This window comes from Micromonospora echinospora, assembly GCF_014203425.1.
Taxonomy (GTDB): Bacteria; Actinomycetota; Actinomycetes; order Mycobacteriales; family Micromonosporaceae; genus Micromonospora; species Micromonospora echinospora_A.
The window spans coordinates 2,104,135-2,124,854 of sequence record NZ_JACHJC010000001.1; the positions used below are offsets into that span (position 1 = coordinate 2,104,135).

The 20,720-nt window shown below is 72.9% G+C and carries 20 protein-coding genes; 16 read left to right on the plus strand and 4 right to left on the minus strand.

Annotated features, from left to right (window positions below; genetic code table 11):
* Positions 1-188 precede the first annotated feature (188 nt).
* Positions 189-1,769 (plus strand): Rieske 2Fe-2S domain-containing protein, encoded by a 1,581-nt coding sequence (locus FHU28_RS10045; RefSeq protein WP_116504689.1) that lies wholly within the window; start codon positions 189-191, stop codon positions 1,767-1,769.
* A 108-nt stretch (positions 1,770-1,877) separates the two neighbouring features.
* The gene (locus tag FHU28_RS10050) at positions 1,878-2,516 is read left to right on the plus strand and encodes a TMEM175 family protein (protein WP_184689394.1); all 639 of its coding nucleotides are present in this window, start codon (positions 1,878-1,880) and stop codon (positions 2,514-2,516) included.
* 55 nt (positions 2,517-2,571) lie between these two features.
* Here FHU28_RS10050 and FHU28_RS10055 read toward each other — a convergent pair whose 3' ends face one another.
* Positions 2,572-4,167: a phytoene desaturase family protein gene (locus FHU28_RS10055; RefSeq protein WP_184683083.1), complete on the minus strand. Its 1,596-nt coding sequence runs from the start codon at positions 4,165-4,167 to the stop codon at positions 2,572-2,574.
* Positions 4,168-4,234: 67 nt separating this feature from the next.
* Between FHU28_RS10055 and FHU28_RS10060 the strand changes: the two genes are divergently transcribed.
* Both FHU28_RS10060 and FHU28_RS10065 read left to right on the plus strand, forming a co-directional pair.
* Positions 4,235-4,654: a 50S ribosomal protein L7/L12 gene (locus FHU28_RS10060; protein ID WP_184683085.1), complete on the plus strand. Its 420-nt coding sequence runs from the start codon at positions 4,235-4,237 to the stop codon at positions 4,652-4,654.
* Between the two features lie 104 nt (positions 4,655-4,758).
* Positions 4,759-5,928, plus strand: coding sequence for an alkaline phosphatase PhoX (locus FHU28_RS10065; RefSeq protein ID WP_184683087.1), 1,170 nt, complete (start codon positions 4,759-4,761; stop codon positions 5,926-5,928).
* A 10-nt stretch (positions 5,929-5,938) separates the two neighbouring features.
* Here the strand turns inward: FHU28_RS10065 and FHU28_RS10070 are convergent, their stop codons facing one another.
* Positions 5,939-6,781 (minus strand): YhjD/YihY/BrkB family envelope integrity protein, encoded by an 843-nt coding sequence (locus FHU28_RS10070; RefSeq protein ID WP_116504698.1) that lies wholly within the window; start codon positions 6,779-6,781, stop codon positions 5,939-5,941.
* A 51-nt stretch (positions 6,782-6,832) separates the two neighbouring features.
* Between FHU28_RS10070 and FHU28_RS10075 the strand changes: the two genes are divergently transcribed.
* The 6 genes from FHU28_RS10075 (at position 6,833) to ispG (ending at position 12,572) form a co-directional block, all read left to right on the plus strand.
* Complete coding sequence (locus FHU28_RS10075) at positions 6,833-7,378, plus strand: GNAT family N-acetyltransferase (RefSeq protein WP_184683089.1); 546 nt, start codon at positions 6,833-6,835, stop codon at positions 7,376-7,378.
* 46 nt (positions 7,379-7,424) lie between these two features.
* Entirely contained in the window at positions 7,425-7,898 is a 474-nt protein-coding gene (locus FHU28_RS10080) for a YcxB family protein (protein ID WP_184683091.1), read from the plus strand.
* A gap of 112 nt (positions 7,899-8,010) precedes the next feature.
* Positions 8,011-8,790, plus strand: a complete 780-nt coding sequence (locus FHU28_RS33040; RefSeq protein ID WP_184683093.1) for a Uma2 family endonuclease — start codon at positions 8,011-8,013, stop codon at positions 8,788-8,790.
* 129 nt (positions 8,791-8,919) lie between these two features.
* Entirely contained in the window at positions 8,920-10,143 is a 1,224-nt protein-coding gene (gene dxr, locus FHU28_RS10090) for a 1-deoxy-D-xylulose-5-phosphate reductoisomerase (protein ID WP_184683095.1), read from the plus strand.
* Positions 10,140-11,387, plus strand: coding sequence for a M50 family metallopeptidase (locus FHU28_RS10095; protein ID WP_184683096.1), 1,248 nt, complete (start codon positions 10,140-10,142; stop codon positions 11,385-11,387). The genes dxr and FHU28_RS10095 overlap by 4 nt, the downstream gene beginning before the upstream one ends.
* 9 nt (positions 11,388-11,396) lie before the next feature.
* A complete protein-coding gene (gene ispG / locus FHU28_RS10100; RefSeq protein ID WP_184683098.1) occupies positions 11,397-12,572 on the plus strand; it encodes a flavodoxin-dependent (E)-4-hydroxy-3-methylbut-2-enyl-diphosphate synthase in 1,176 nt (391 codons plus the stop codon).
* 54 nt (positions 12,573-12,626) lie between these two features.
* Here the strand turns inward: ispG and FHU28_RS10105 are convergent, their stop codons facing one another.
* Positions 12,627-13,301 carry a winged helix-turn-helix transcriptional regulator gene (locus tag FHU28_RS10105; protein WP_116504714.1) on the minus strand — a complete coding sequence of 225 codons (675 nt, stop codon included), beginning with the start codon at positions 13,299-13,301 and terminating at the stop codon, positions 12,627-12,629.
* A 129-nt stretch (positions 13,302-13,430) separates the two neighbouring features.
* Here FHU28_RS10105 and FHU28_RS10110 point away from each other — a divergent pair, with 129 nt between their 5' ends.
* On the plus strand, positions 13,431-14,249 hold the full coding sequence (locus FHU28_RS10110) for a class I SAM-dependent methyltransferase (protein WP_184683100.1): 819 nt from the start codon (positions 13,431-13,433) through the stop codon (positions 14,247-14,249).
* A gap of 49 nt (positions 14,250-14,298) precedes the next feature.
* Here FHU28_RS10110 and FHU28_RS10115 read toward each other — a convergent pair whose 3' ends face one another.
* Positions 14,299-14,886 (minus strand): PadR family transcriptional regulator, encoded by a 588-nt coding sequence (locus tag FHU28_RS10115; RefSeq protein ID WP_184683102.1) that lies wholly within the window; start codon positions 14,884-14,886, stop codon positions 14,299-14,301.
* Between the two features lie 100 nt (positions 14,887-14,986).
* Here FHU28_RS10115 and FHU28_RS10120 point away from each other — a divergent pair, with 100 nt between their 5' ends.
* The 5 genes from FHU28_RS10120 (at position 14,987) to FHU28_RS10140 (ending at position 20,690) form a co-directional block, all read left to right on the plus strand.
* The gene (locus FHU28_RS10120; RefSeq protein WP_184683104.1) at positions 14,987-16,213 is read left to right on the plus strand and encodes an MFS transporter; all 1,227 of its coding nucleotides are present in this window, start codon (positions 14,987-14,989) and stop codon (positions 16,211-16,213) included.
* A gap of 76 nt (positions 16,214-16,289) precedes the next feature.
* Entirely contained in the window at positions 16,290-17,129 is an 840-nt protein-coding gene (locus tag FHU28_RS10125) for a GNAT family N-acetyltransferase (RefSeq protein ID WP_184683106.1), read from the plus strand.
* 93 nt (positions 17,130-17,222) lie between these two features.
* A complete protein-coding gene (locus tag FHU28_RS10130; protein WP_184683108.1) occupies positions 17,223-17,939 on the plus strand; it encodes an ATP-binding cassette domain-containing protein in 717 nt (238 codons plus the stop codon).
* Positions 17,936-20,086: a YhgE/Pip domain-containing protein gene (locus FHU28_RS10135; RefSeq protein ID WP_184683110.1), complete on the plus strand. Its 2,151-nt coding sequence runs from the start codon at positions 17,936-17,938 to the stop codon at positions 20,084-20,086. Before FHU28_RS10130 ends, FHU28_RS10135 begins: the two co-directional genes overlap by 4 nt.
* Positions 20,087-20,096: 10 nt before the next feature.
* Positions 20,097-20,690, plus strand: a complete 594-nt coding sequence (locus FHU28_RS10140) for a TetR/AcrR family transcriptional regulator (protein WP_073830318.1) — start codon at positions 20,097-20,099, stop codon at positions 20,688-20,690.
* Positions 20,691-20,720: the final 30 nt, after the last annotated feature.

A 20,720-nucleotide genomic window follows, 5' to 3' on the forward strand; every position in this document is an offset into this window, starting at 1 on the left:
CGGCGCAGGGTCCGGCCTCCGGTGCGCTGGACGACCCGGGCGGGCGACAGCGCTGTTGTCGCGTGACCCGGGCCTTAGGTCCCGTCCGGGTCGGGGCGGTTGGGCACTACCGGCGTCGCGGGACGGCGAGCACACTGCCTCCGGTAGCGTCTTGACGTACACCTGATGCCTTTTTGAGGGGGACTGCGGTGCGAGTGACCGGTACGGGCCATGCCAGCATGCGGATCGACACGGCCGCGGGCAGCATCCTGTGCGACCCGTGGGTCAATCCCGCCTACTTCGCCTCGTGGTTCCCCTTCCCGGACAACTCCCTGCTCGACTGGGAGACCCTCGGCCAGGTCGACTACCTGTACGTGTCGCACCTGCACCGGGACCACTTCGACGCCAAGCACCTGCGCGACTTCGTATCGAAGGACGCCACCGTCCTGCTCCCCGAGTTCCCCACCTCGGAGATGGAGGACGAGTTCCGGGAGCTGGGCTTCACCAAGTTCCTCAAGGCCCCGAACGAGCAGGTCGTGGAGCTGCCCGGCGGCCTGAAGATCATGATCCAGGCGCTGACCAGCCCGACCGACGGCCCGATCGGCGACTCCTCGCTCTGGGTCGAGTACGACGGCGTCCGGCTGCTCAACCAGAACGACGCCCGCCCGACCGACCTGAGCGTCTTCGCCGAGCTGGGCCACGTGCACGCGCACATGCTGCAGTTCTCCGGCGCGATCTGGTACCCGATGGTCTACGAGCTGCCGCAGGCGGCGAAGACCGCGTTCGGCAAGCAGAAGCGGGACCGGCAGTTCGACCGCACCTGGCGGTACATCGACGACCTCAAGGCCGACCACGTCTTCCCGATCGCCGGTCCGCCGTGCTTCCTCGACGACGAGCTGTGGCAGTTCAACGACATCTTCGGCGACGAGGGCAACATCTTCCCCGACCAGTCGGTGTTCCTCTCCGAGTACGCCAAGGTCGGCGGCACCAACGGCATCGTCCTGCTGCCGGGCAGCGTCTCGGAGATCACCACCGAGGGCGCGACGACCACACACCCGGTGCCGGTGGAGGAGTTCTTCGCGAACAAGGTCGCCCACCTGGAGGAGATGCGGGAGCGCAAGCGCCCGGTCATCGAGGCCGAGAAGGCGTCCTGGCGGCACCCCGAGGTCGACGTGCTGGGTGAGATGAAGCGCCGGATCGAGCCGCTGCTGGACGAGTCGATCTACCTGGCCAAGGGCGTCGGCGGTCCGGTCCGCTTCGACCTGGTCGGCTACGACGGCGACAGCGTCGAGTCGATCGTGGTGGACTTCCCGGGCAAGGAGGTGCGGCCGTACGCGGACGAGAAGGTCCGCTACCGCTTCCGTACCGAGCGGGCGCTCATCGAGCACCTGCTGCACATCGGCGAGGTCGACTGGGTCAACTCGCTCTTCCTGTCCTGCCGCTTCTCGGCGGCCCGCATCGGCCAGTACAACGAGTTCGTCTACGCCTTCTTCAAGTGCCTCTCCGAGGAGCGTCTCCAGTACGCCGAGGGCTGGTACGACGAGCACGAGCGGGCCGTCGACGCCGAGGACATCACGCTCGACGGCTGGGTGGTGCAGCGGCGCTGCCCGCACCTGAAGGCGGACCTGAGCCGGTTCGGCATCGTCGACGGCGACCAGTTGACCTGCCAGCTGCACGGCTGGAAGTTCGACCTGGCCAGCGGTCGCTGCCTGACCAGCGTCGGGCACAAGATCCGGGCGCACCGCGCGGACGCGGAGACCCCGGCGCCGGCCGGGGAAGCGGCCATCTGACGGTTTCCGCCCCGCCCGCCGCCCCCGGCACGCGACCATCAGGCGTGAGGGGGCGGCGTGACGGGTGCGGACAGGGAACCGGTCTACCGGTTCGGGCGCGGCAGCGAGATGGCGCGCGACGCCTCCCGGGTGGAGGCGTTCAGCGACGCGGTGATCGCCATCGTGCTCACCCTGATGGCCGTCGAACTGCTGGCGTTCGACCCGGACCTGCCGCAGGACGACGGGCTGGCCGCAGTGCTCATGCAGGAGTGGCGGGCCTACCTGGCGTACGTGATCACCTTCGCCATCGTCGGCCAGGTCTGGCTGACCCACCACAACATGTGGCGCTACGTCCGCCGGGTCGACCAGATGCTGTTGGTGCTGAACCTGCTGCTGCTGATGTTCGTGGCGGCGATCCCGTTCACCGCCGACCTGCTCGCGGACAACCTGCGCGGCACCGTCCGCGACCAGCGGCTGACCGCCGCGCTGTACGTGGGCGTGGTGCTCGGCGAGGCGCTCTTCTTCAACCTGAGCTGGTGGTGGGCGCGCCGCCGCGGGCTGCTGCACCCGGATCTCGATCCGAGGCTGGCGAGCGCGGTGGCCCGCCGGTTCCGGCTCGGCCCGCTGCTCTACCTGGTCGCGTTCGCCATCGTGTTCATCGACCCGCTGCTGAGCCTGCTGGCGTACCTGCTGCTGGTCGGCGTCTACCTGGTGCGGGGTCCGGGCGATCTCCCGCCCGCCGGCCAGGAGGCGCCCGACACGCCGTGAGGGTTGTTAAGAAGGGGCCCTTCCTCTACCGGAGGCGTTAAGAAGGGGCCCTTCCTTACCTCTCGGCGAGGATGCGGCGGGCCGCGTTGTGGCCGGCTGCGCCGATCACGCTGCCCGCCGGGTGGCAGCCGGCGCTGCCCGCGTACACGCCGTCCACACCCGTCGCGTACGGCATCCGGTCGGTGAACGACACCGTGTTGTCGACGTGGTGGATGTGCCCGCCGGTGATGCCGAAGTGCGCCTCGATGCCGGGCGGCGGCAGCGGCACCGCGTCCGCGACGAGGTCACCGGCGCCGGGGGCGTACCGCTCGCAGATCGCGATCAGCCGCTCCAGGTAGCCGGGCAGCGCCGCGTCCCAGGTGGTGCCGGCCAGCTCGTAGGGGACCGACTGCACGAACAGCGCCGACGAGTGGTGCCCCGCGTCGTCGGACAGCGACGGGTCGACTGTGGTGTGCAGGTACCACTCGATGGTCGGCTCGTCCGGCAGCCGCCCGGCCCGCACGTCCGCCCACATGCCGCGCAGCGCCGCCATCGGCGACTCGCCGCCGTCGCCGACGAGCGAGGCCGAGCCGGGGAGCAGGTGGATGGTCGACCCGAACGGGCTCGGCGCGTCGTCCGGCAGACAGGAGAAGCGCGGCAGTCCGGTCAGCGCCAGGTTGAGCTTGAGCGTGGTGCCGGGGCGGCGGACCGCCGCCATCCGCGCGCCGAGTTCCGCCGGAAGCGCGCCGTCGGGCAACAGCTCCATCAGCCGGTACGGGTCGCAGGCGCCGAGCACCACCGGGGCGTCCACCTCCCGCCCGTCGGCCAGTGTCACCCCGGCGGCGGCGCCGGACGCCAGCCGGATCGCGGTGACCGGCGCGTCGGCCACGATCCGCGCCCCGGCGCGCACGGCCGCCTCGGCGAACGTGCGCGACACGGTGCCCATGCCGCCCCGGGTGATCATCCAGGTGCCGTCCGCGCCCGGCAGCCGGCACATGTTGTGCACCAGGAAGTTGTGCCCGGTGCCCGGGTCGTCCGGGCCGGCGTTGAGCCCGGACAGGCCGTCGGTGACCGCGTACATGCTGACCAGCAGCTCGGAGCGGAAGTCGAAGCGGGCCAGGTGGTCGGCGACCGAGCCGTGGACCAGGTCGACGAAGACCTGCCGCAGCGCGGGCCGCACGTAGCGTTCGGCGGTCTCCTCGACCGGCAGCGGCTCGGCCAGCCACGCCGGGGCGAGATCCTCCCGCAGCTGGGCCAGCTCGGCGTGCAGCGCGTCGTCGGCGGCGACGTCGGCGGGAGAGAACATCTCCGCGAGCTGCCGCCGGCCGGCCGCGACGTCGCTGCCGGCCAGCAGGTACGGCGAGCCGGGCCCGCCCGGCGTGGGCAGGAAGTAGTGCGGGTCGCGGCGCAGCACCGGGATGCTCACGTCGAGCGTGGCCAGCAGCTCCGGCGGCATCAGCCCGAGCAGGTACGACCCGGTGGAGTGACGCAGCCCCGGCACCTTCGGGAACGGGTTCTCGGTGCGGGTGGCCCCGCCGATCACCCCTGATGCCTCCAGCACCAGCACGTCCAGGCCGGCGCGGGCCAGCAGGATCGCCGAGACCAGGCCGTTGTGCCCGGCGCCGACCACCACGACGTCGGCGCGGGACGGCAGCTCACTCGCGTCGCTCATGGGCCGGAGCGTAGCGGCGGGCGAGCCCTTGCGGGAGGGTTCGCGGTGGGGCGCTACCGTTCCCGGCATGTCCCCGGCTGTCCAGGTCGCGCTCGCGGTGGCGCTCGTCGTGGTGGTGCTCCTTCTCCTGCTCGTGCTGCGGCGCGACCGTCCCCGGGACCTGGTCGCCCCTGATCGCCCGGCCGGCGACGGGCAGGCCGAGGTGGTCCGGCTGGCCCGCGCGGGGCGTACGGTCGAGGCGGTCAAGGTGCTGCGCGAGCAGACCGGGCTGTCGCTGCTGGACGCGAAGCGGGCGGTGGACGCGCTGGCGGCCGGCGGCTCCTGGTCGCCCGGCCCGCCGGCACCGGGAAAGGGCGTCGACGAGGCGGTGCGGGCAGAGGCCGCGCGGCTGCTGCACCGGGGCAAGAAGATCCAGGCGATCAAGGTGGTGCGGGAGCACACGCACATGTCGCTCGCCGACGCCAAGCGGTACGTCGAGGGCCTCTGACGCCGGACGGCCGTCACCGGGCGTTCACCTTATAGTGGCAGTTGTCGATGCATTTCCGTCTTACCGTCGACGGGACACCCACCGCCTCCGGGAGGTAATCCCCGATGGATCGTCGTACCGTCCTGCGTGCCACAGCCGTCGGCGGCGCCGCCGCTTTCGCCGGTGGTCTCTGGGCCGCGGCGGCCGCACCGGCCCAGCCGGCCCAGCCCGGCCCCGGCCCGTACGGCGACCTGCTGGCCGCCGACGCCAACGGTCTCCAGGTGCCGGCCGGCTTCACCAGCCGGGTGATCGCACGCTCCGGGCAGCGGGTCGCGGGCACCTCGTACACCTGGCACCCGGCGCCGGACGGCGGCGCCTGCTTCCCGGCCGCCGACGGCTGGATCTACGTCTCCAACTCGGAGGTGCCGCTCGTCGGCGGCGCGTCGGCGGTGCGGTTCGCGGCTGACGGCGCGATCGCCGCCGCGTACCGGATCCTCGGCGGCACGAACGTCAATTGCGCCGGCGGGCCCACCCCGTGGGGGACGTGGCTGTCGTGCGAGGAGGTGCCGCTGGGTCGGGTCTTCGAGACCTGGCCGGAGGGGGGCCGGTCCGGCGAGGAGCGGACCCGGATGGGGCGCTTCAAGCACGAGGCGGCGGCCTGCGATCCGCAGCGGCGGGTGGTCTACCTGACCGAGGACGAGTCGGACGGCTGCTTCTACCGGTTCGTGCCGGACACCTGGGGTGACCTGCGCACCGGCAAGGTGCAGGTGCTCTGCGCCCCGGACGGCCAGGTCACCGGGCCGGTCACCTGGCGGGACCTGCCGGACCGCGACGGGTTCCCGGTGCCCACCCGCTACCAGGTGGGCGCCGCGCAGACGTTCGACGGCGGCGAGGGCTGCTGGTACGCCGACGACACCTGCTGGTTCACCACAAAGGGCGACAACCGGGTGTGGGCGTACGACGCGGTGAACCAGCGGCTCGACCTCGCGTACGACGACTCGCTGGTGCCGGCCGGCGCCGCGCCGCTGACCGGCGTCGACAACATCACCGGCACCGCCGGCGGCGACCTCTACGTGGCCGAGGACGGCGGCAACATGGAGATCAACATGATCACGCCGGCCGGCGTGGTGACCCCGTTCGTGCGGGTCCTCGGGCAGTCCGAGTCGGAGATCACCGGGCCCGCGTTCTCCCCGGACGGCAGCCGGCTCTACTTCTCCTCCCAGCGCGGCACCAGCGGCGCCCGGGCCGGGACCGGCGGCATCACGTACGAGGTGCGCGGCCCGTTCCGGCGCTGACCCGCAGCCGTCAGGCGCGGGCCGCCTCCCGGGTGGCCCGCCACCGGCTCGCCGCCAGCGTCGCGGAATAGCCGGACAGCACGATCACGTGGAACAGGTACAGCCAGAGCAGCACCGCAACCCCGCCGCCGATCTCGTCGAAGCCGCCGAACGGCACGCCCAGGTCCAGCGGCAGCGAGCAGAACAGCACGAAGCCGTGCAGGAAGCCGGACAGGTTCGCCGCCGTGAACGAGCCCAGGACGATGGTGGCGAGCCAGTCCGGGGAGGCCGGGCCGACCACCCGGAACACCCAGATCAGCACCGGCGTGAGCACCAGCCACACCGCCAGGAACGACAGCACCACGCCGAGCGCGCCGATCCAGCCGCCCTGGCGTACCAGCCGTGTGGTCATCGGCAGCCCGAGCAGGATCGACAGCAGCAGCACCGGGGCCGGCGCCAGCAGGGGGAGCAGCAGCAGCCGGCCCCGCCAGCCGACCAGCGCGCCGGATTCGGCGCGCGGCTCGGCCACCGAGACGAACGCGCGGCGCAGCCCTTCCCCGTACAGCGAGGCCGGCAGCAGCGAGGCCAGCGCCAGCAGCGGGGTCAGCCCCAGCCCGGCCTCGACCAGCGCGGCCGCCGCCCGGTGCGCGCCGATATCGGTGGGCAGCGTGTCGATGGCGTACCCGGTCAGCCGCCGCACCCGGTCCGCCCCGGCGAGCAGCCCGGTCAGCCAGATCGCCAGCAGCGCCACCGGCACCACGGCGATCGCGCCGTAGAACGTGATCGCGGCGGCGTGCAGGGAGAGATCCCGGCCGCGGACCGGCCGGAACGCCGCAGCCGTGATCCGCTTCGCCCGATCCCACCCGTCGCCCATCGCCCTCTCGTTCCCCGTACGGCCCCGCGCCACGCATTACGATCCGGCGGCATGACGATCGCCACGACCGAACGGCTGGTGCTGCGGGACTGGACCGAGTCGCCGGAGGACCTGGCCCGGATCTACGACATCTACTCCCGTGAGGAGGTGATGCGCTGGCTGGGCGGCGGCAAGGGCCGGATGACCGACCCGTCCGAGGCGCGCGAGCGGGTCCGGTCCTGGCACGAACGCTGGGCGCCGTACGAGGGCCGCTGGGGCCTGTGGGCGATCGAGCCACGCGACGGCGGACCGGTGGCCGGGAGCATCCTGCTCAAGCCGTTGCCGGGACGCGACGGTGTCACCCTGACCGACGACATCGAGGTCGGCTGGCACCTGCACCCCGACGCCCAGGGCAACGGCTACGCCACCGAGGCGGCCCGCGCGGTGCTGGAGCGCGAGTTCGCCACCGGCACCCCACGGGTGTACGCGGTGGTGATGGCCGGGAACGACCCGTCGATGGCGGTGACCCGGCGGCTCGGCATGACACACGTGGGCGTGCGCACCGACTGGTACGGCGGCGTCGAGCTGGAGGCCTTCGTCCTGGAGCGCCCCGCCTGACCGTTCGGCGGAGCTGGCCGGGCGAGGACGCGGTTTACCGTACGTCGTGCTGATCGAGTTCGAGGCCGCACCCGATCGGGGCCCGTTCACCGTGGCGTGGCGCCGGTTCCTGCGGCGTGCGGTCCTGCCCTATCGATGGGTGGGCGGCACGCTGGCGCTGCTGGCGGTCTTCACGCTCGTCGCGGAGCCCCGTCTCGCCGCCGCCGCGCTGGCAGGTGGGGCCGTGCTCTGCTGGTTCCTCGCCCCGGCCGTGATGCTGCACCGCGCGGTGGGGGCGGCCTGGCAGTGGGGCTCGGTCGCGGCCCGGTGGAACCTCTCGGACGAGGGTCTGCGGTGCGAGAGCCCGGAGGGGCACACGCTGGTGCGGTGGTCCGCCGTGTCCGCCGCAGAGCAGGTCCACGACCAGTTGCTGGTGCGACTGTCCGGTGGGCGAGCGCTGATCGTGCCTTTGGCTTCACTGACGCCGGAGCAGAGGCAGGACGTTCTCGCCTTCCTCCACGACCGGGCCTTGCTCGTCTGAGCGCGTCGGTCGACACCGGGACGCACCTTCTGTGCGAGCGACGGCACGAGAACGGGTGAAGCTCGACTCCGAGCATCCGGCTCGGCCTGGTCGAGGAGAAAGGGCGAGTTCGGTGAGCGGAGACACGTCGAGTGACGCGGAGCGGAATCCGGGCACGGCTGCCGTCCCGGCCGGCGAACTCGCACGCCGCCAAGGCGCCGAGCCGGTCACCAGCCTCGACGGTCTGGCTCGTCCGGACCTGATCGGGTCGGACGAGGAACTGGAGGTTCTCCTTGCCGACCTCGACGCCTCGCGGCATCGGGACCGGCCTGACCGCGATCCGTCCGGCGGGTCGCTGGATCTGCTCGGCCGCCGGGATCAGCCCTGGACGGCCGCAGCGGCACTCGACCTGCTGCCGGAGAACAACGGCCCGAGGATCGAGGTGCTGCGCGGCTGCGTGATCGTCACGCCGGGCAGCGGCGTCGACCGGCGTACGGCGCATCTCCATCTCGCGTACCGGATCGGGGTGGCGGCCCGGGCGGCCGGCTGGTGGGGCTGTCGATCGGTCAACCTGGTGTCCGGTGACGACCTGTTCGTTCCCGACCTGGTCGTGCTGCGACGGCCGGCCGGCGGTCTCCGGGCCGTGATCGTGGCGGACCCGCTGCTGGTGGGGGAGATCGCACCGTCCGGCGTGATCGACAGGCCGCGGGAGTACGCCGCCGCCGGTGTGCCGTACTTCCTCCGGGTGGACCTGCGCAACCGGGTGCCGGCGCTCGCCCTCTACGAACTGGTCGAGGGTGAGTACCGGCCGCTCGCCGCCGCGGCCGCCGGTGCGACGTTCGTGATGCGGGAGCCGTTCGAGTTCAGCGTCGACCCGGCCGACCTGCTCGACGAGGAGGCGCCCCAGGCGTGATCGACACCAGTTCCCCGAAGTGGTGGCATCGCGACACCGCTGATGGCGCCACCTCGGGGAACTGCAGTCGATCATGCCGCCGGGCACTCCGGGACGAACCGGGGTGAGGCGCTGGGGAACAATGGTCCGGTGACCACTCCCCGAGATCTCGTGCTGCTCGGTTCGACCGGCTCGATCGGCACCCAGGCCATCGACATCGTCAAGCGCAACCCGGACCGCTTCCGGGTGGTGGCCCTCGGCGCGGGTGGCGGCAACGTGGAGTTGCTCGCCGCGCAGGCGCTGGAGCTGGGCGTGGAGGCGGTCGGCGTGGCCCGCGCGTCCGCCGCGCAGGACCTTCAGCTCGCGTTCTACGCCGAGGCGAGCAAGCGCGGCTGGGCCACCGGTGACTTCAAACTGCCCAAGATCGTGGCCGGGCCGGACGCGATGACCGAGCTGGCGCAGTGGCCGTGCGACGTGGTGCTCAACGGGGTGGTCGGCTCGCTGGGCCTGCCGCCGACGCTGGCCGCGCTGCACGCCGGGCGTACCCTCGCCCTGGCCAACAAGGAGTCCCTCGTCGCCGGCGGCCCGCTGGTCAAGGCCGCGCTGATGCGGCATCCGGGTCACAGCCAGATCGTTCCTGTTGACAGTGAGCACTCGGCGCTGGCGCAGTGCCTGCGCGGCGGCGCCCGGGGCGAGGTGCGGCGCCTCGTGGTCACCGCCAGCGGCGGCCCGTTCCGGGGGCGGCGGCGCGACGAGCTGACCGCCGTCACGCCGGAGCAGGCGCTGGCGCACCCGACCTGGAACATGGGCCCGGTCGTCACGATCAACTCCGCCACGATGGTCAACAAGGCGCTGGAGGTGATCGAGGCGCACGAGCTGTTCGACGTGCCGTACGCCGACATCGAGGTGATGGTCCACCCGCAGTCGGTGATCCACTCGATGGTCGAGTTCACCGACGGCTCGACGCTGGCCCAGGCCAGCCCGCCGGACATGCGGCTGCCCATCGCGCTGGGGATCGGCTGGCCGGACCGCGTGCCCGGCGCCGCCGCCGCTGTGGACTGGACCACTGCCCACACCTGGGAGTTCTTCCCGCTGGACGACGCGGCGTTCCCGGCGGTGGCGCTGGCCAAGGCGGCGGGTGAGGCGGGGCGCTGCCGTCCGGCGATCTACAACGCGGCCAACGAGGAGTGCGTGGCCGCGTTCGTCGCGGGGCGGCTGCCGTTCCTCGGCATCGTCGACACCCTCCAGCGGGTGCTGGAGGACGCACCCGATTTCGACGAACCAGGTACCGTCGAGGACGTGCTCGCCGCCGAGTCGTGGGCACGGGCGCACGCCCAGGAGATCATCGTCGGGTCGGTGGAAGGAGCTCGATGAGCTATCTGCTCGGGGTGGTGCTGTTCGCCCTGGCGATTCTCATCTCGGTGAGCCTGCACGAGGCGGGGCACATGCTGACCGCCAAGGCGTTCGGGATGAAGGTCACCCGCTACTTCGTCGGCTTCGGCCCGACGCTGTGGTCGTTCAAGCGAGGCGAGACCGAGTACGGCATCAAGGGCATCCCGCTCGGCGGCTTCTGCAAGATCGTCGGCATGACGCCGCAGGACGACGACGTCGAGCCCGGGGACGAGAAGCGCGCGATGTGGCGCTACCCGGTCTGGAAGCGGACGATCGTGATGTCCGCCGGCTCGATCACCCATTTCGCGCTCGCCCTGATCGCGCTCTGGATCATCGCGATCACCGCCGGCCTGCCGAACCCGAAGTTCCCCTCCACCGAGGACGGCTTCAAGGCGGAGCCGGCCGTGATCGCGCTGGCCCCCTGTGTCGTGGTGGAGAACGCGGCCCGCGCATGCCAGGCCGACGACCCGGCCAGCCCGGCCGAGAAGGCCCAGCTCAAGGACGGCGACCGGATCACCGCGGTGAACGGCCGACCGGTCTCCACCTGGGGCGACATGCTCGACGTGGTCCGGGCCACCCCGCCCGGCGCGGCCACCGTCACCTTTGAGCGCGACGGCCGGTCGCAGGAGGCCCGCGTCGACCTGGCCGCGGTGCAGCGCCCGCCGCTGGACGACCCGAAGGGCGCCAGCTCGTCGGTCTCCGCGCTCGGCGTGGCCCTGCGGCCGAGCACCCCGCCCCGGGTCGAGTACGGCCCGATCGCCGCGTTCGGCGCCACCGCCGACTTCACCGGCACCATGGCGGTGCAGACCGCGCACGCCATGCAGCGCATCCCGCAGAAGGTGCCCGCGCTGTGGAGCGCGATCACCGGCAGCGAGCGCGACATGGACACCCCGATCAGCGTGGTCGGCGCCACCCGGCTCGGCGGCGAGGCCGTGGAGCACAACGCCTGGCTGGTGTTCTTCATGCTCTTCGTGTCGCTGAACTTCTTCATCGGCGTGTTCAACCTGCTGCCGTTGCTTCCGCTGGACGGCGGTCACATCGCCATCGCCTGGTTCGAACGGGCGCGTTCCTGGCTGTACGCGCGCATCGGCCGCCGGGATCCGGGCCGGGTCGACTACCTCAAGCTCATGCCGTTCACGTACGCGGTGATCCTGATCGGTGGCGCGTTCACGCTGCTGACCGTCACCGCTGATGTCATCAACCCCATCACGCTCTTCTCAAGGTGAGTGCCTGAAGTGACCGCTGTCAGTCTCGGTATGCCCCCCGTACCGCCGCCGCCGCTGGCCCCGCGCCGGGCCAGCCGCCAGATCATGGTCGGTTCGGTGCCGGTCGGCGGCGGCGCGCCGGTCTCGGTGCAGTCCATGACCACGACCCTCACCGCCGACGTCAACGCCACGCTCCAGCAGATCGCCGAGCTGACCGCGTCCGGCTGCCAGATCGTCCGGGTCGCCGTGCCGTCGCAGGACGACGTGGAGGCGCTGCCCGCGATCGCGAAGAAGTCGCAGATCCCGGTGATCGCCGACATCCACTTCCAGCCCAAGTACGTCTTCGCGGCGATCGACGCCGGCTGCGCCGCGGTGCGGGTGAACCCGGGCAACATCCGGCAGTTCGACGACAAGGTCAAGGAGATCGCGCGGGCCGCCGGCGACGCGGGCGTGCCGATCCGGATCGGCGTGAACGCGGGCTCGCTGGACAAGCGCCTGCTGGCCAAGTACGGCAAGGCCACCGCCGAGGCCCTGGTGGAGTCGGCGCTGTGGGAGTGCTCGCTGTTCGAGGAGCACGGCTTCCGGGACATCAAGATCTCGGTCAAGCACAACGACCCGGTGGTGATGATCCGCGCCTACCGGCTGCTGGCCGAGAAGTGCGACTACCCGCTGCACCTCGGCGTCACCGAGGCGGGCCCGGCGTTCCAGGGCACGATCAAGTCGGCGGTGGCGTTCGGCGCGCTGCTGGCCGAGGGCATCGGCGACACCATCCGGGTCTCGCTGTCCGCCCCGCCGGTCGAGGAGATCAAGGTCGGCAACCAGATCCTGGAGTCGCTGGGCCTGCGTGAGCGTGGCCTGGAGATCGTCTCCTGCCCGTCCTGCGGGCGGGCGCAGGTCGACGTCTACAAGCTGGCCGAGGAGGTCACCGCCGGCCTGGAGGGCCTGCCGGTGCCGCTGCGCGTCGCGGTCATGGGCTGCGTGGTGAACGGTCCGGGTGAGGCCCGCGAGGCCGACCTGGGCGTGGCCTCCGGCAACGGCAAGGGCCAGATCTTCGTCAAGGGCAAGGTCGTCAAGACCGTGCCCGAGGCGCAGATCGTGGAGACGCTGATCGAGGAGGCGCTGCGGATCGCCGACGAGATGGGCGCCGAGATCCCCGAGGAGCTGCGCGAGCTGGTGCCGGGTGGCGCCACTGTCACCGTGCACTGATCCACTTCCGCGTCGCCGTGCGGCCGTCCCGTCGGGGCGGCCGCACGCGCCGTCTCAGGGCCGGGGCACGGCGGCGAAGGGGGAGAGGGTGAACCAGCCGGGCGCGGCGCGCCGCAGCGCCTCCGGCCCGGTCACCTCCACCGCGCCGCCGCGCAGCGCCACGGCCCACTCCAGGTCGCCCATCCAGACCTGGACCAGGGCGCGCAGGTCTGCCGTGACGGTCACCGTCACGTCGTGCCCGGGGTCGATGTCGCAGACGTCGGCCTCGCCCCCGGCGATCACCATCCACCAGTCGCGCTGCGACGCGGGCACGTCCCGGAAGCGGAACCGCACGACGGTACGCCCCGGTGGGACCGCGTCGTGGTCGACGTGCCGGTGCATGTCCCACAGCAGCAGCTTCGGGTCCAGGTCGGCGTCGCCCAGCTCACCGATCCAGCGCACACCCCAGGCGCCGAGCGCCTCCAGCACGGGCCGCAGCTCCCGCCCGGCGGCGGTCGGGACGTAGCGCACGTCTGCGCCGTCGACCCGCCGCTCCACCACTCCGGCGCGGACGAGCTGGTGCAGCCGGCGGGACAGCAGCGTGGGCGACATCCGGGGCAGGCCCCGGCGCAGCTCGTTGAAGCGTTCCGAGCCGCTGACCAACTCCCGCACCACGAGCAGCGTCCACCGCTCGTCGAGCAGTTCCATGGCCTTCGCCACGGGGCAGAACTGGTGGTAGGAGGCCCCCATGGCGGGCACGCTACGCCCGGCCCGGCGGCCCGGCCAGGCGCCTGTCGGGAGCGGTACAGATCTCGTACTGGGGGCCGGGACGTCCGCTGCCTAGCGTCCCTGACAGGGACGACAGGTGAGGAGCGACAGATGATCGAGGAACGGGAGCGGGACGCGGCGGTGAAGGCCCGGCACCGCGCGATGTGGGCGCTGGGCGACTACTCCGCAGTGTCCGCGCAGGTGATCCCGCAGTTGGGGGCGACGCTGGTCCGGGCGGTGGGGGTGGGACCGGGCATGCGGGTGCTGGACGTGGCGGCCGGAACCGGCAACGCGGCTCTGCCGGCGGCCCGGACCGGCGCGGAGGTGGTGGCCGGTGACCTCACCCCGGAGCTGCTGGCGATCGGGCAGGCGTCGGCCGAGCGGGAGGGCGTGACGCTCACCTGGGAGGAGGCGGACGCGGAGGCGCTGCCGTACGCCGACGGCGCGTTCGACGCGGTGCTGTCCTGCGTGGGCGTGATGTTCGCGCCCCGGCATCGGGTCGCCGCCGACGAGTTGCTGCGGGTGTGCCGTCCGGGCGGGACGATCGGCCTGGTCAACTGGACCCCGGAGGGCTTCGTCGGCCAGTTGTTCGCGGCCATGCGGCCGTACGCGCCGGCACCGCCGCCGGGCGCGCAGCCGCCCCCGCTCTGGGGCGACGAGGACCACGTCCGGGAGTTGTTCGGCGACCGGGTCGACGCGCTCAGGCTGGGGCGCGACGCCGTGGTGGTGAACCGGTTCGCCACGCCCGCGGAGTTCCGGGACTTCTTCGCGACCCACTACGGACCGACTGTGGCGGTCTACCGGGCGAACGCGGGCGACCCGGAGCGTACGGCCGGGCTCGACCGCGCGTTGACCGACCTGGCCGCCCGGCACCTGGACGGCGGCGTGATGCGCTGGGAGTACCTGCTCGTCACCGCGCGCCGCGCCTGACGGCACGCCGGCCGTCGTCCGGCCGGCGCGCCGTCGCGGGCGGCGGTGCTCACTCGGACTCGGCGAGGATGGCGTAGAGCTTGCGCCGGGTCTCGTCGAGCACCTGGGCGGCCCGGGCGCGCTGGTCGTCGGTGCCGGTGGTCATCACCTGCCGCAGCGCCTGCATGGCCTGCCCGCCCGCGTCGCGGATGTCGTGCCAGCTGTTGACTGTCTGCTCGGCGAACTCCGCCCAGGGCGGGGCCTGCGCCGCGGTGGCCGCCTCGGCCTGGCCCTGTTCGGTGAGCGCGAACCGCTTGCGTCCGCCCTCGGAGTCGGCGGCGGTCGCGATGACGCCCTCGTCCTCCAGCAGTTGCAGCGTCGGGTAGATCGAGCCGGGGCTGGGCCGCCAGGCCCCGCCGGTGCGGGAGTCGATCTCCTGGATCATCTCGTAGCCGTGCATGGGCCGTTCGGTGAGCAGGGCCAGCACGGCACCGCGCACGTTCGGCCGCCGGCCGCGTCCGCGCCCGCCCCGGCCTCGACCGTGACCATGCGGTCCGGGCGAGAAGGGCGGCGGACCCGGGGGTACGGGCGGGAAGCCGAAGCCGCCCCGGCGGCGCATCTCGTCGTGCATGGCGTGCATCCGTCGATGGAAACCCATCAGTGTTCTCCTTCTGTCGTCGTATCACTGATGCATCGCCGACAAGACGCTAGATAAAACCGGGCCGAAAACCGTACGCACGTACTGTTAGGCTGCCGACGTGCGGCTGCTTCCCGAACCCGGACCGTCCCGGACACTCGCCCTCTCCACGCTCGTCAACACCGTCGGGCGGGGCACCTGGCTCACGGCCAGCGCGCTCTTCCTCACCCGCTCGGTCGGGCTCACCGTGACCCAGGTCGGCGTGGCGCTCACCCTCACCGCGCTGGTCAGCCTGGTGGCGAGCACCCCGATGGGCTACCTGGCCGACCGCCTCGGGCCGCGCGGCCTCCAGATGGCCGCGCTGCTCGCCTCGGCCGGGTGCACGGCCGCGCTGGTCGCGGTGCGCTCGTTCACCGGCTTCCTGGTCGTCGGCGTGCTGATGGCGTTCGCCGACGCGGCCAACCGGGGTGCGCGGGGCGCGCTCATCGCCGGGGCCGTCCCACCCGACCAGCGGGTCCGCACCCGCGCCTACCTGCGCGCGGTCACCAACGTCGGCATCTCGGTGGGCACCGTGCTGGCCGGGTTCGCGCTCGCCGCCGACACCCGCGGCGCGTACGTCATGCTCATCCTGCTCGACGCCGCGACCTACGTGCTGGCGGCGGCGGTGCTGCTGCGGCTTCCGCCGGTGCCGCCGGTACCCGCCCCGGCGCACGGGCCACGGCTGATCGCGTTGCGGGACCGCCCGTTCCTCGCCTTCACCGTGCTGGACGGGCTCATGTCCATGCACTTCTCGCTGATCAACATCGCCCTGCCGCTCTGGATCGCCGGGCACACCACGGCCCCGAACTGGCTGATCTCCGTCTGCCTGCTCGTCAACACGGTGGTGGTGATCCTGTTCCAGGTCCGCGCCTCGCGGGGCACCGAGGACCTGACCGGCGCGGGCCGGGCCTCCCGCCGGGCCGGCGTCCTGCTCGCGGTCGCCTGCGCGCTGTTCGCCGCAGGTGGCGGCGTGCCGGTCGCGGTGGCGGTGCCGCTGCTGTTGACCGGTGCGCTCGTGCACGTCGTGGGGGAGCTGTGGCACGCGGCGGCCGGCTGGGGCATCTCGTTCGGGCTGGCCCCGGCGCACGCGCACGGCCAGTACCAGGGGGCGTACGGGATGGGCATGCAGCTCGGCTCGATGGTCGCCCCGGTGGTGGTGACCACCCTCGCGATCGGCTGGGGCGCGCCGGGCTGGCTGGTGCTCGGCGGGGTGTTTCTGCTGCTCGGCGCGCTCGTGCCGCCGGTGGTGCGGTGGGCCGCCCGGACCCGGCCGCCCGCGCCCGAATCAGTGCCTGCGCCGGTCGGCTGAGCCACCGCTCACCACAGTGCTCCGGGGTGTCCGGTCGGCCCGCGCATCCCGGGGTGGATCTGGCAGGCTGGTAGCCGTGCTCACGATGCCGGTACGCCAACTGGGGGAGTCGGAGCGCCGCGCGGTCGAACGGCTGCTCGACCTCGACCCCTACGCCGGCGCGCAGGTCGCCGAGCGGGTGGCGGCGCGCGGGCTGGCCTGGTGGCGGGCCGAGGCGCGGATCCTCGGCTACGGCTCGCGCCGTCAGCTGGAGTCGATCTGCTGGCTGGGCGGCAACCTGACTCCGGTGCTCGCGTCCGAGCCGGCGGTGAGCGCGTTCGCCGAGCAGCTGAGCGCCCAGGAGCGGCTCTGTTCCTCGATCGTGGGCCGCGCCGACGCCGTACTCGGGCTCTGGGACCGCCTCGGCCCGTACTGGGGACCGGCCCGGGACGTACGCCCGAACCAGCCCTTGCTGGCCACCGACGCGCTGCCCGCTGTGGCGCCCGACCCGGACGTGCGGCGGGTGCGCGGCAGCGAGGTCGACCGACTCTTCCCGGCCGCGGTGGCGATGTACACCGAGGAGGTCGGGGTGTCGCCGCTGGCCGAGGACGGCGGGCGCGGCTACCGGCGGCGGGTGACCGAGCTGGTGCGCGCCGGCCGCGCCTACGCCCGCTTCGTCGACGGGCGGGTGGTCTTCAAGGCCGAGCTCGCAGTGGTGACCCGCCGGACCGCCCAGGTGCAGGGCGTCTGGGTGGCGCCCGAGTGGCGTGGCCGGGGCATCGCCACCGCCGCGATGGCCGCAGTGGTGCGCGACGCGCTGGACCGGGTCGCGCCGACAGTGAGCCTCTACGTCAACGACTTCAACCTGCCCGCCCGGCGTGTCTACGAGCGCTGCGGCTTCCGCCCGGTCGGCACGCTCGCCACAGTGCTGTTCTGAGGATCACGTCCGTCAAGAGGTCCCGAATCGGACACCCGGCGCTAGGCTGGGCATGTTTTTATACTGACTAGTCAGTTCGGAATTCGGGGTCTGATGAACATCGTCGAGACCATTGGCCTGGGGCTGCGGACCCGCCGTGGTTGGGTCTACCGGGACGTCGACCTCACCGCCGCGAGTGGTGAACTGGTCGCGCTCACCGGTCCGCCCGGCAGCGGACGCACCTCGCTGCTGCTCACCCTGGCCGGGCGCTTCCCGCACAGCCACGGCGAACTGCGCCGCCGCGGCCCGGCCGCGCTCGGCCAGGTGGCCGGCGTGCACGAGCCCGACCCGACGCTCACCGTCGCCGAGCACATCACCGAACGGCTGCTGCTGCTCGGGCCGGTGCCGCGCCGCCGTCGGCGGCTGATCCCGGTGGCCGCGGTGCGGGCCCGCCGGGCCTACCGCCGCGACGCGTACGCCACCGCCGTCGCCGGCGCCGGCCTCACCGACGCCCCGCTCGACCCTGATCGGTACGGCCGCGACCTCACCCCTGTCGAACGGCAGGTGCTCGGGCTGGTGCTGGCCAGCCTCGGCGGTCCCAGCCTGATCGTCGCCGACGACGTGGACGCCGGCGCCGACCGCCCCGAGCGGGAGTGGATGTGGGGCGCGCTGGAACGCCTCGCCGACCAGGGGTACGCGGTGGTCGCCAGCGCCCGCGCCGTCGAACCCGGCGTGGCCGCCACCGTGCACCGCGTCGGCGACCCGGCAGTGCCCGCCCCCGCCCTTCCCGCCGAGCCCACCCTCACCGAGCTCGCCGAGGTGCCCGCATGAGCGTCCTGCGACTGGCCCTGTTCGAGCTGCGCCGGATGACCCGGGGCCGGCTGCCACGCGCCGCGCTGGCCGTGCTCACCATCGTCCCGCTGCTCTACGGCGCGCTCTACCTGTACGCGTTCTGGGATCCCTACGGGAAGATGGACCGGATCCCGGTCGCCCTGGTCAACGCCGACCGTCCGGCTACGGCCGGTGACGGCAGCGAGGTGCACGCCGGGCGCGACCTGACCGAGAAGCTGCTCGACCGCAAGGTTTTCGGCTGGACCGTCACCGACCAGGCCGACGCCACCAGGGGGCTGCGCGACGGGCGCTACCACCTGGTCTTCTCCATCCCGCAGGACTTCTCCGCCACGCTCGCCGCCGGCCCGGAGCCGGACCGACCGGCCCGGCAGGGCGAGCTGAAGGTCGTCAACGACGACGCCACCAACTACCTCTCCGGGCTGCTCGCCCGGTCGGCGTTCAGCGAGATCCGGGCCGCCGCAGCGCAGAGCACCGCCGCCACGTACTTCGACAGGATGCTGATCGGCTTCACCGACGCCAAGGCCGAGACCGGGCGCGCCGCCGACGGCGCCGGGAAGATCGCCGACGGGCTCGGCAGCTCCCAGCGGGGCGCCGATCAGCTCGCCGACGGGATCGGTGACGCCACCGACGGCGCCGGTCAGCTCGCCGGTGGACTGAACCAGTCCGTCCAGGGCGCGGACAAGCTCGCCAAGGGCCTCGACCAGCTGCGTACCGGTGCCGCCCAGCTCGCCGACGGCGCCGGGCGTGCCGCCACCGAGACCAAGGCCGCCGCGGCCACTGTGAACGCCGCCGCCGACAAGTACGAGCCGGTGCTGCGCGGCAACGCCGACAAGATCCAGAAGGCGGCCACGCTCGTCGCCGACGGCGCGCAGCAGCTCGCCGCCGGGCTGGACGCGCTGCCGGGACGGGCCGCCGAGGTGGTCGCGACCGCCGAGGAGATCCGTGACCGGCTCGACGCGGTCGCGAAGGAACACCCCGAACTGGCCGACGACCCGGACTTCGCCGCCGCCCGCAAGGCCGCCGACCGGGCCGTCACCCAGGCCCGCTCAGTGGTGGCCGCGCTGGACAAGACCGACATGGCCACGCTGCGCAAGCAGATGACCGACGTGGCGAAGACCGCCCGCGAGGTGGCCGCCGCCGCGCCGCACCTGGCCGACGACGTCGCCTCGGCCCGCGCCAAGGTGAACGAGCTGGCCGGTGGGCTCGCCACGCTGGCGCAGGGCAGCGCCAAGCTCCGCGACGGGCTGGGTGACGCGTCGACCGGGGCGAGCGAGCTGCGCGGCGGCCTCTACCGGCTCGCCAGCGGCGCCCGCCAGCTCGACGGCGGCCTGGCCCAGCTCGGCAGCGGCAGCAACCGGCTGGTCGACGGGCTGACCCGGCTGGAGGGCGGCGCCGGCGACCTCGCCGACGGGCTCGCCGCCGGGGAGCGGAAACTACCCGGGTACGACGACGCGGCCAGTCGCGCCGACGTGCTCGGCGACCCGGTCGGTCTGATCCGCGACACGCAGAACCCGGCCGGCTCGTACGGCGTGGGCTTCGCCCCGTACTTCCTGTCGCTGGCGCTCTGGGTCGGCGCGATGATCACGTACATGCTGTTGCGGCCGGTCAACCGGCGGCACGTGATGTCCGGCGCGCCCGGCTGGCGGGTCGTGCTCGCCGGGTGGCTCCCGGCTGCGGGCATCGGCCTGGCCCAGGTCGCGGTGCTCTACACGGTGGTGACGCTGGCGCTCGGGCTCGACCCGAGGCACGGGGGGGCCACGTTCGGGCTGCTCGCCCTCACCTCGCTGGCGTTCACCGCGATCATGCAACTGCTCGGTGTGGCGCTCGGCCCGGCCGGCCGGCTGGCCGCGCTGGCGCTGCTGATGCTCCAGCTCACCTCGTCCGGCGGCACCTACCCGGTGCAGACCTCGCCCGGCTTCTTCCAGGCGATCCACCCCTGGCTGCCGATGACGTACGTGGTGGACGGGCTGCGGCACACCATAAACGGCGGCACCACCGCCCCGGTGGTCACCGCCGCGCTGGTGCTGCTCGCGTTCGGGCTGGGCGCGATGGTGCTCACCGTCGGCGCGGCCCGCCGGTCCCGCCGGCTGACCCCGGCGAAGCTGCACCCCGAACTGACCATGTGAGGATGAGCCGGTGACGGACGGACGGACGCGCCGGCGCGAGGACACCCGCCAGCGCCTCTTCGTGGCGGCGGTGGACCTCATCGCCGAGCAGGGCTTCTCGGCCACCACGGTGGACGACATCGCGGCCCGGGCCGGCGTGGCGAAGGGGACCGTCTACTACAACTTCGAATCCAAGACCGTCCTCTTCGAGGAGCTGCTGCGGCACGGCATCGGCCTGCTCACCGCCGAGTTCCGGGCCGCCGTCGACGGGCTGCCGCCGCTGGAGGCGCTCGGCGCGCTGGTCCGCGCGCAACTGGAGTACATCCGCCGCTACCGCGCCTTCGCCCAGCTCCTGCTCTCGGAGATGTGGCGCACCAACCGGGAGTGGCAGCAGACGCTGCGGCTGCTGCGCGGCGAGGCCATCGCGGTGATCGCCGACACGGTGCAGGCCGGCGTCGACAGCGGCGATCTCCCGGCCGACCTGGACGTGCGTACCGCCAGCTCGGCGCTGTTCGGCGTCGGGCTGGTGGTGGCGGTGGACTGGCTCGTCTTCTCGCCGGAGCGGCCGATCGACGAGGTGCAGGAGTCGCTGCTCGGCATCGTCCGGCGGGTCGCCCGGACCTGACCAGCGGTCGGTAATTCGGTTGATTCCGGG

Coding starts and splice junctions, on each gene's coding strand:
- FHU28_RS10115 (WP_184683102.1), bottom strand. CDS start 14,886: ATGGGTTTCCATCGACGGATGCACGCCATGCACGACGAGATGCGCCGC.
- FHU28_RS10105 (WP_116504714.1), bottom strand. CDS start 13,301: ATGGGGGCCTCCTACCACCAGTTCTGCCCCGTGGCGAAGGCCATGGAA.
- FHU28_RS10095 (WP_184683096.1), top strand. CDS start 10,140: ATGAGCTATCTGCTCGGGGTGGTGCTGTTCGCCCTGGCGATTCTCATC.
- FHU28_RS10130 (WP_184683108.1), top strand. CDS start 17,223: ATGAACATCGTCGAGACCATTGGCCTGGGGCTGCGGACCCGCCGTGGT.
- FHU28_RS10060 (WP_184683085.1), top strand. CDS start 4,235: ATGTCCCCGGCTGTCCAGGTCGCGCTCGCGGTGGCGCTCGTCGTGGTG.
- FHU28_RS10055 (WP_184683083.1), bottom strand. CDS start 4,167: ATGAGCGACGCGAGTGAGCTGCCGTCCCGCGCCGACGTCGTGGTGGTC.
- FHU28_RS10050 (WP_184689394.1), top strand. CDS start 1,878: ATGGCGCGCGACGCCTCCCGGGTGGAGGCGTTCAGCGACGCGGTGATC.
- FHU28_RS10065 (WP_184683087.1), top strand. CDS start 4,759: ATGGATCGTCGTACCGTCCTGCGTGCCACAGCCGTCGGCGGCGCCGCC.
- FHU28_RS10110 (WP_184683100.1), top strand. CDS start 13,431: ATGATCGAGGAACGGGAGCGGGACGCGGCGGTGAAGGCCCGGCACCGC.
- FHU28_RS10075 (WP_184683089.1), top strand. CDS start 6,833: ATGACGATCGCCACGACCGAACGGCTGGTGCTGCGGGACTGGACCGAG.
- FHU28_RS10070 (WP_116504698.1), bottom strand. CDS start 6,781: ATGGGCGACGGGTGGGATCGGGCGAAGCGGATCACGGCTGCGGCGTTC.
- FHU28_RS10135 (WP_184683110.1), top strand. CDS start 17,936: ATGAGCGTCCTGCGACTGGCCCTGTTCGAGCTGCGCCGGATGACCCGG.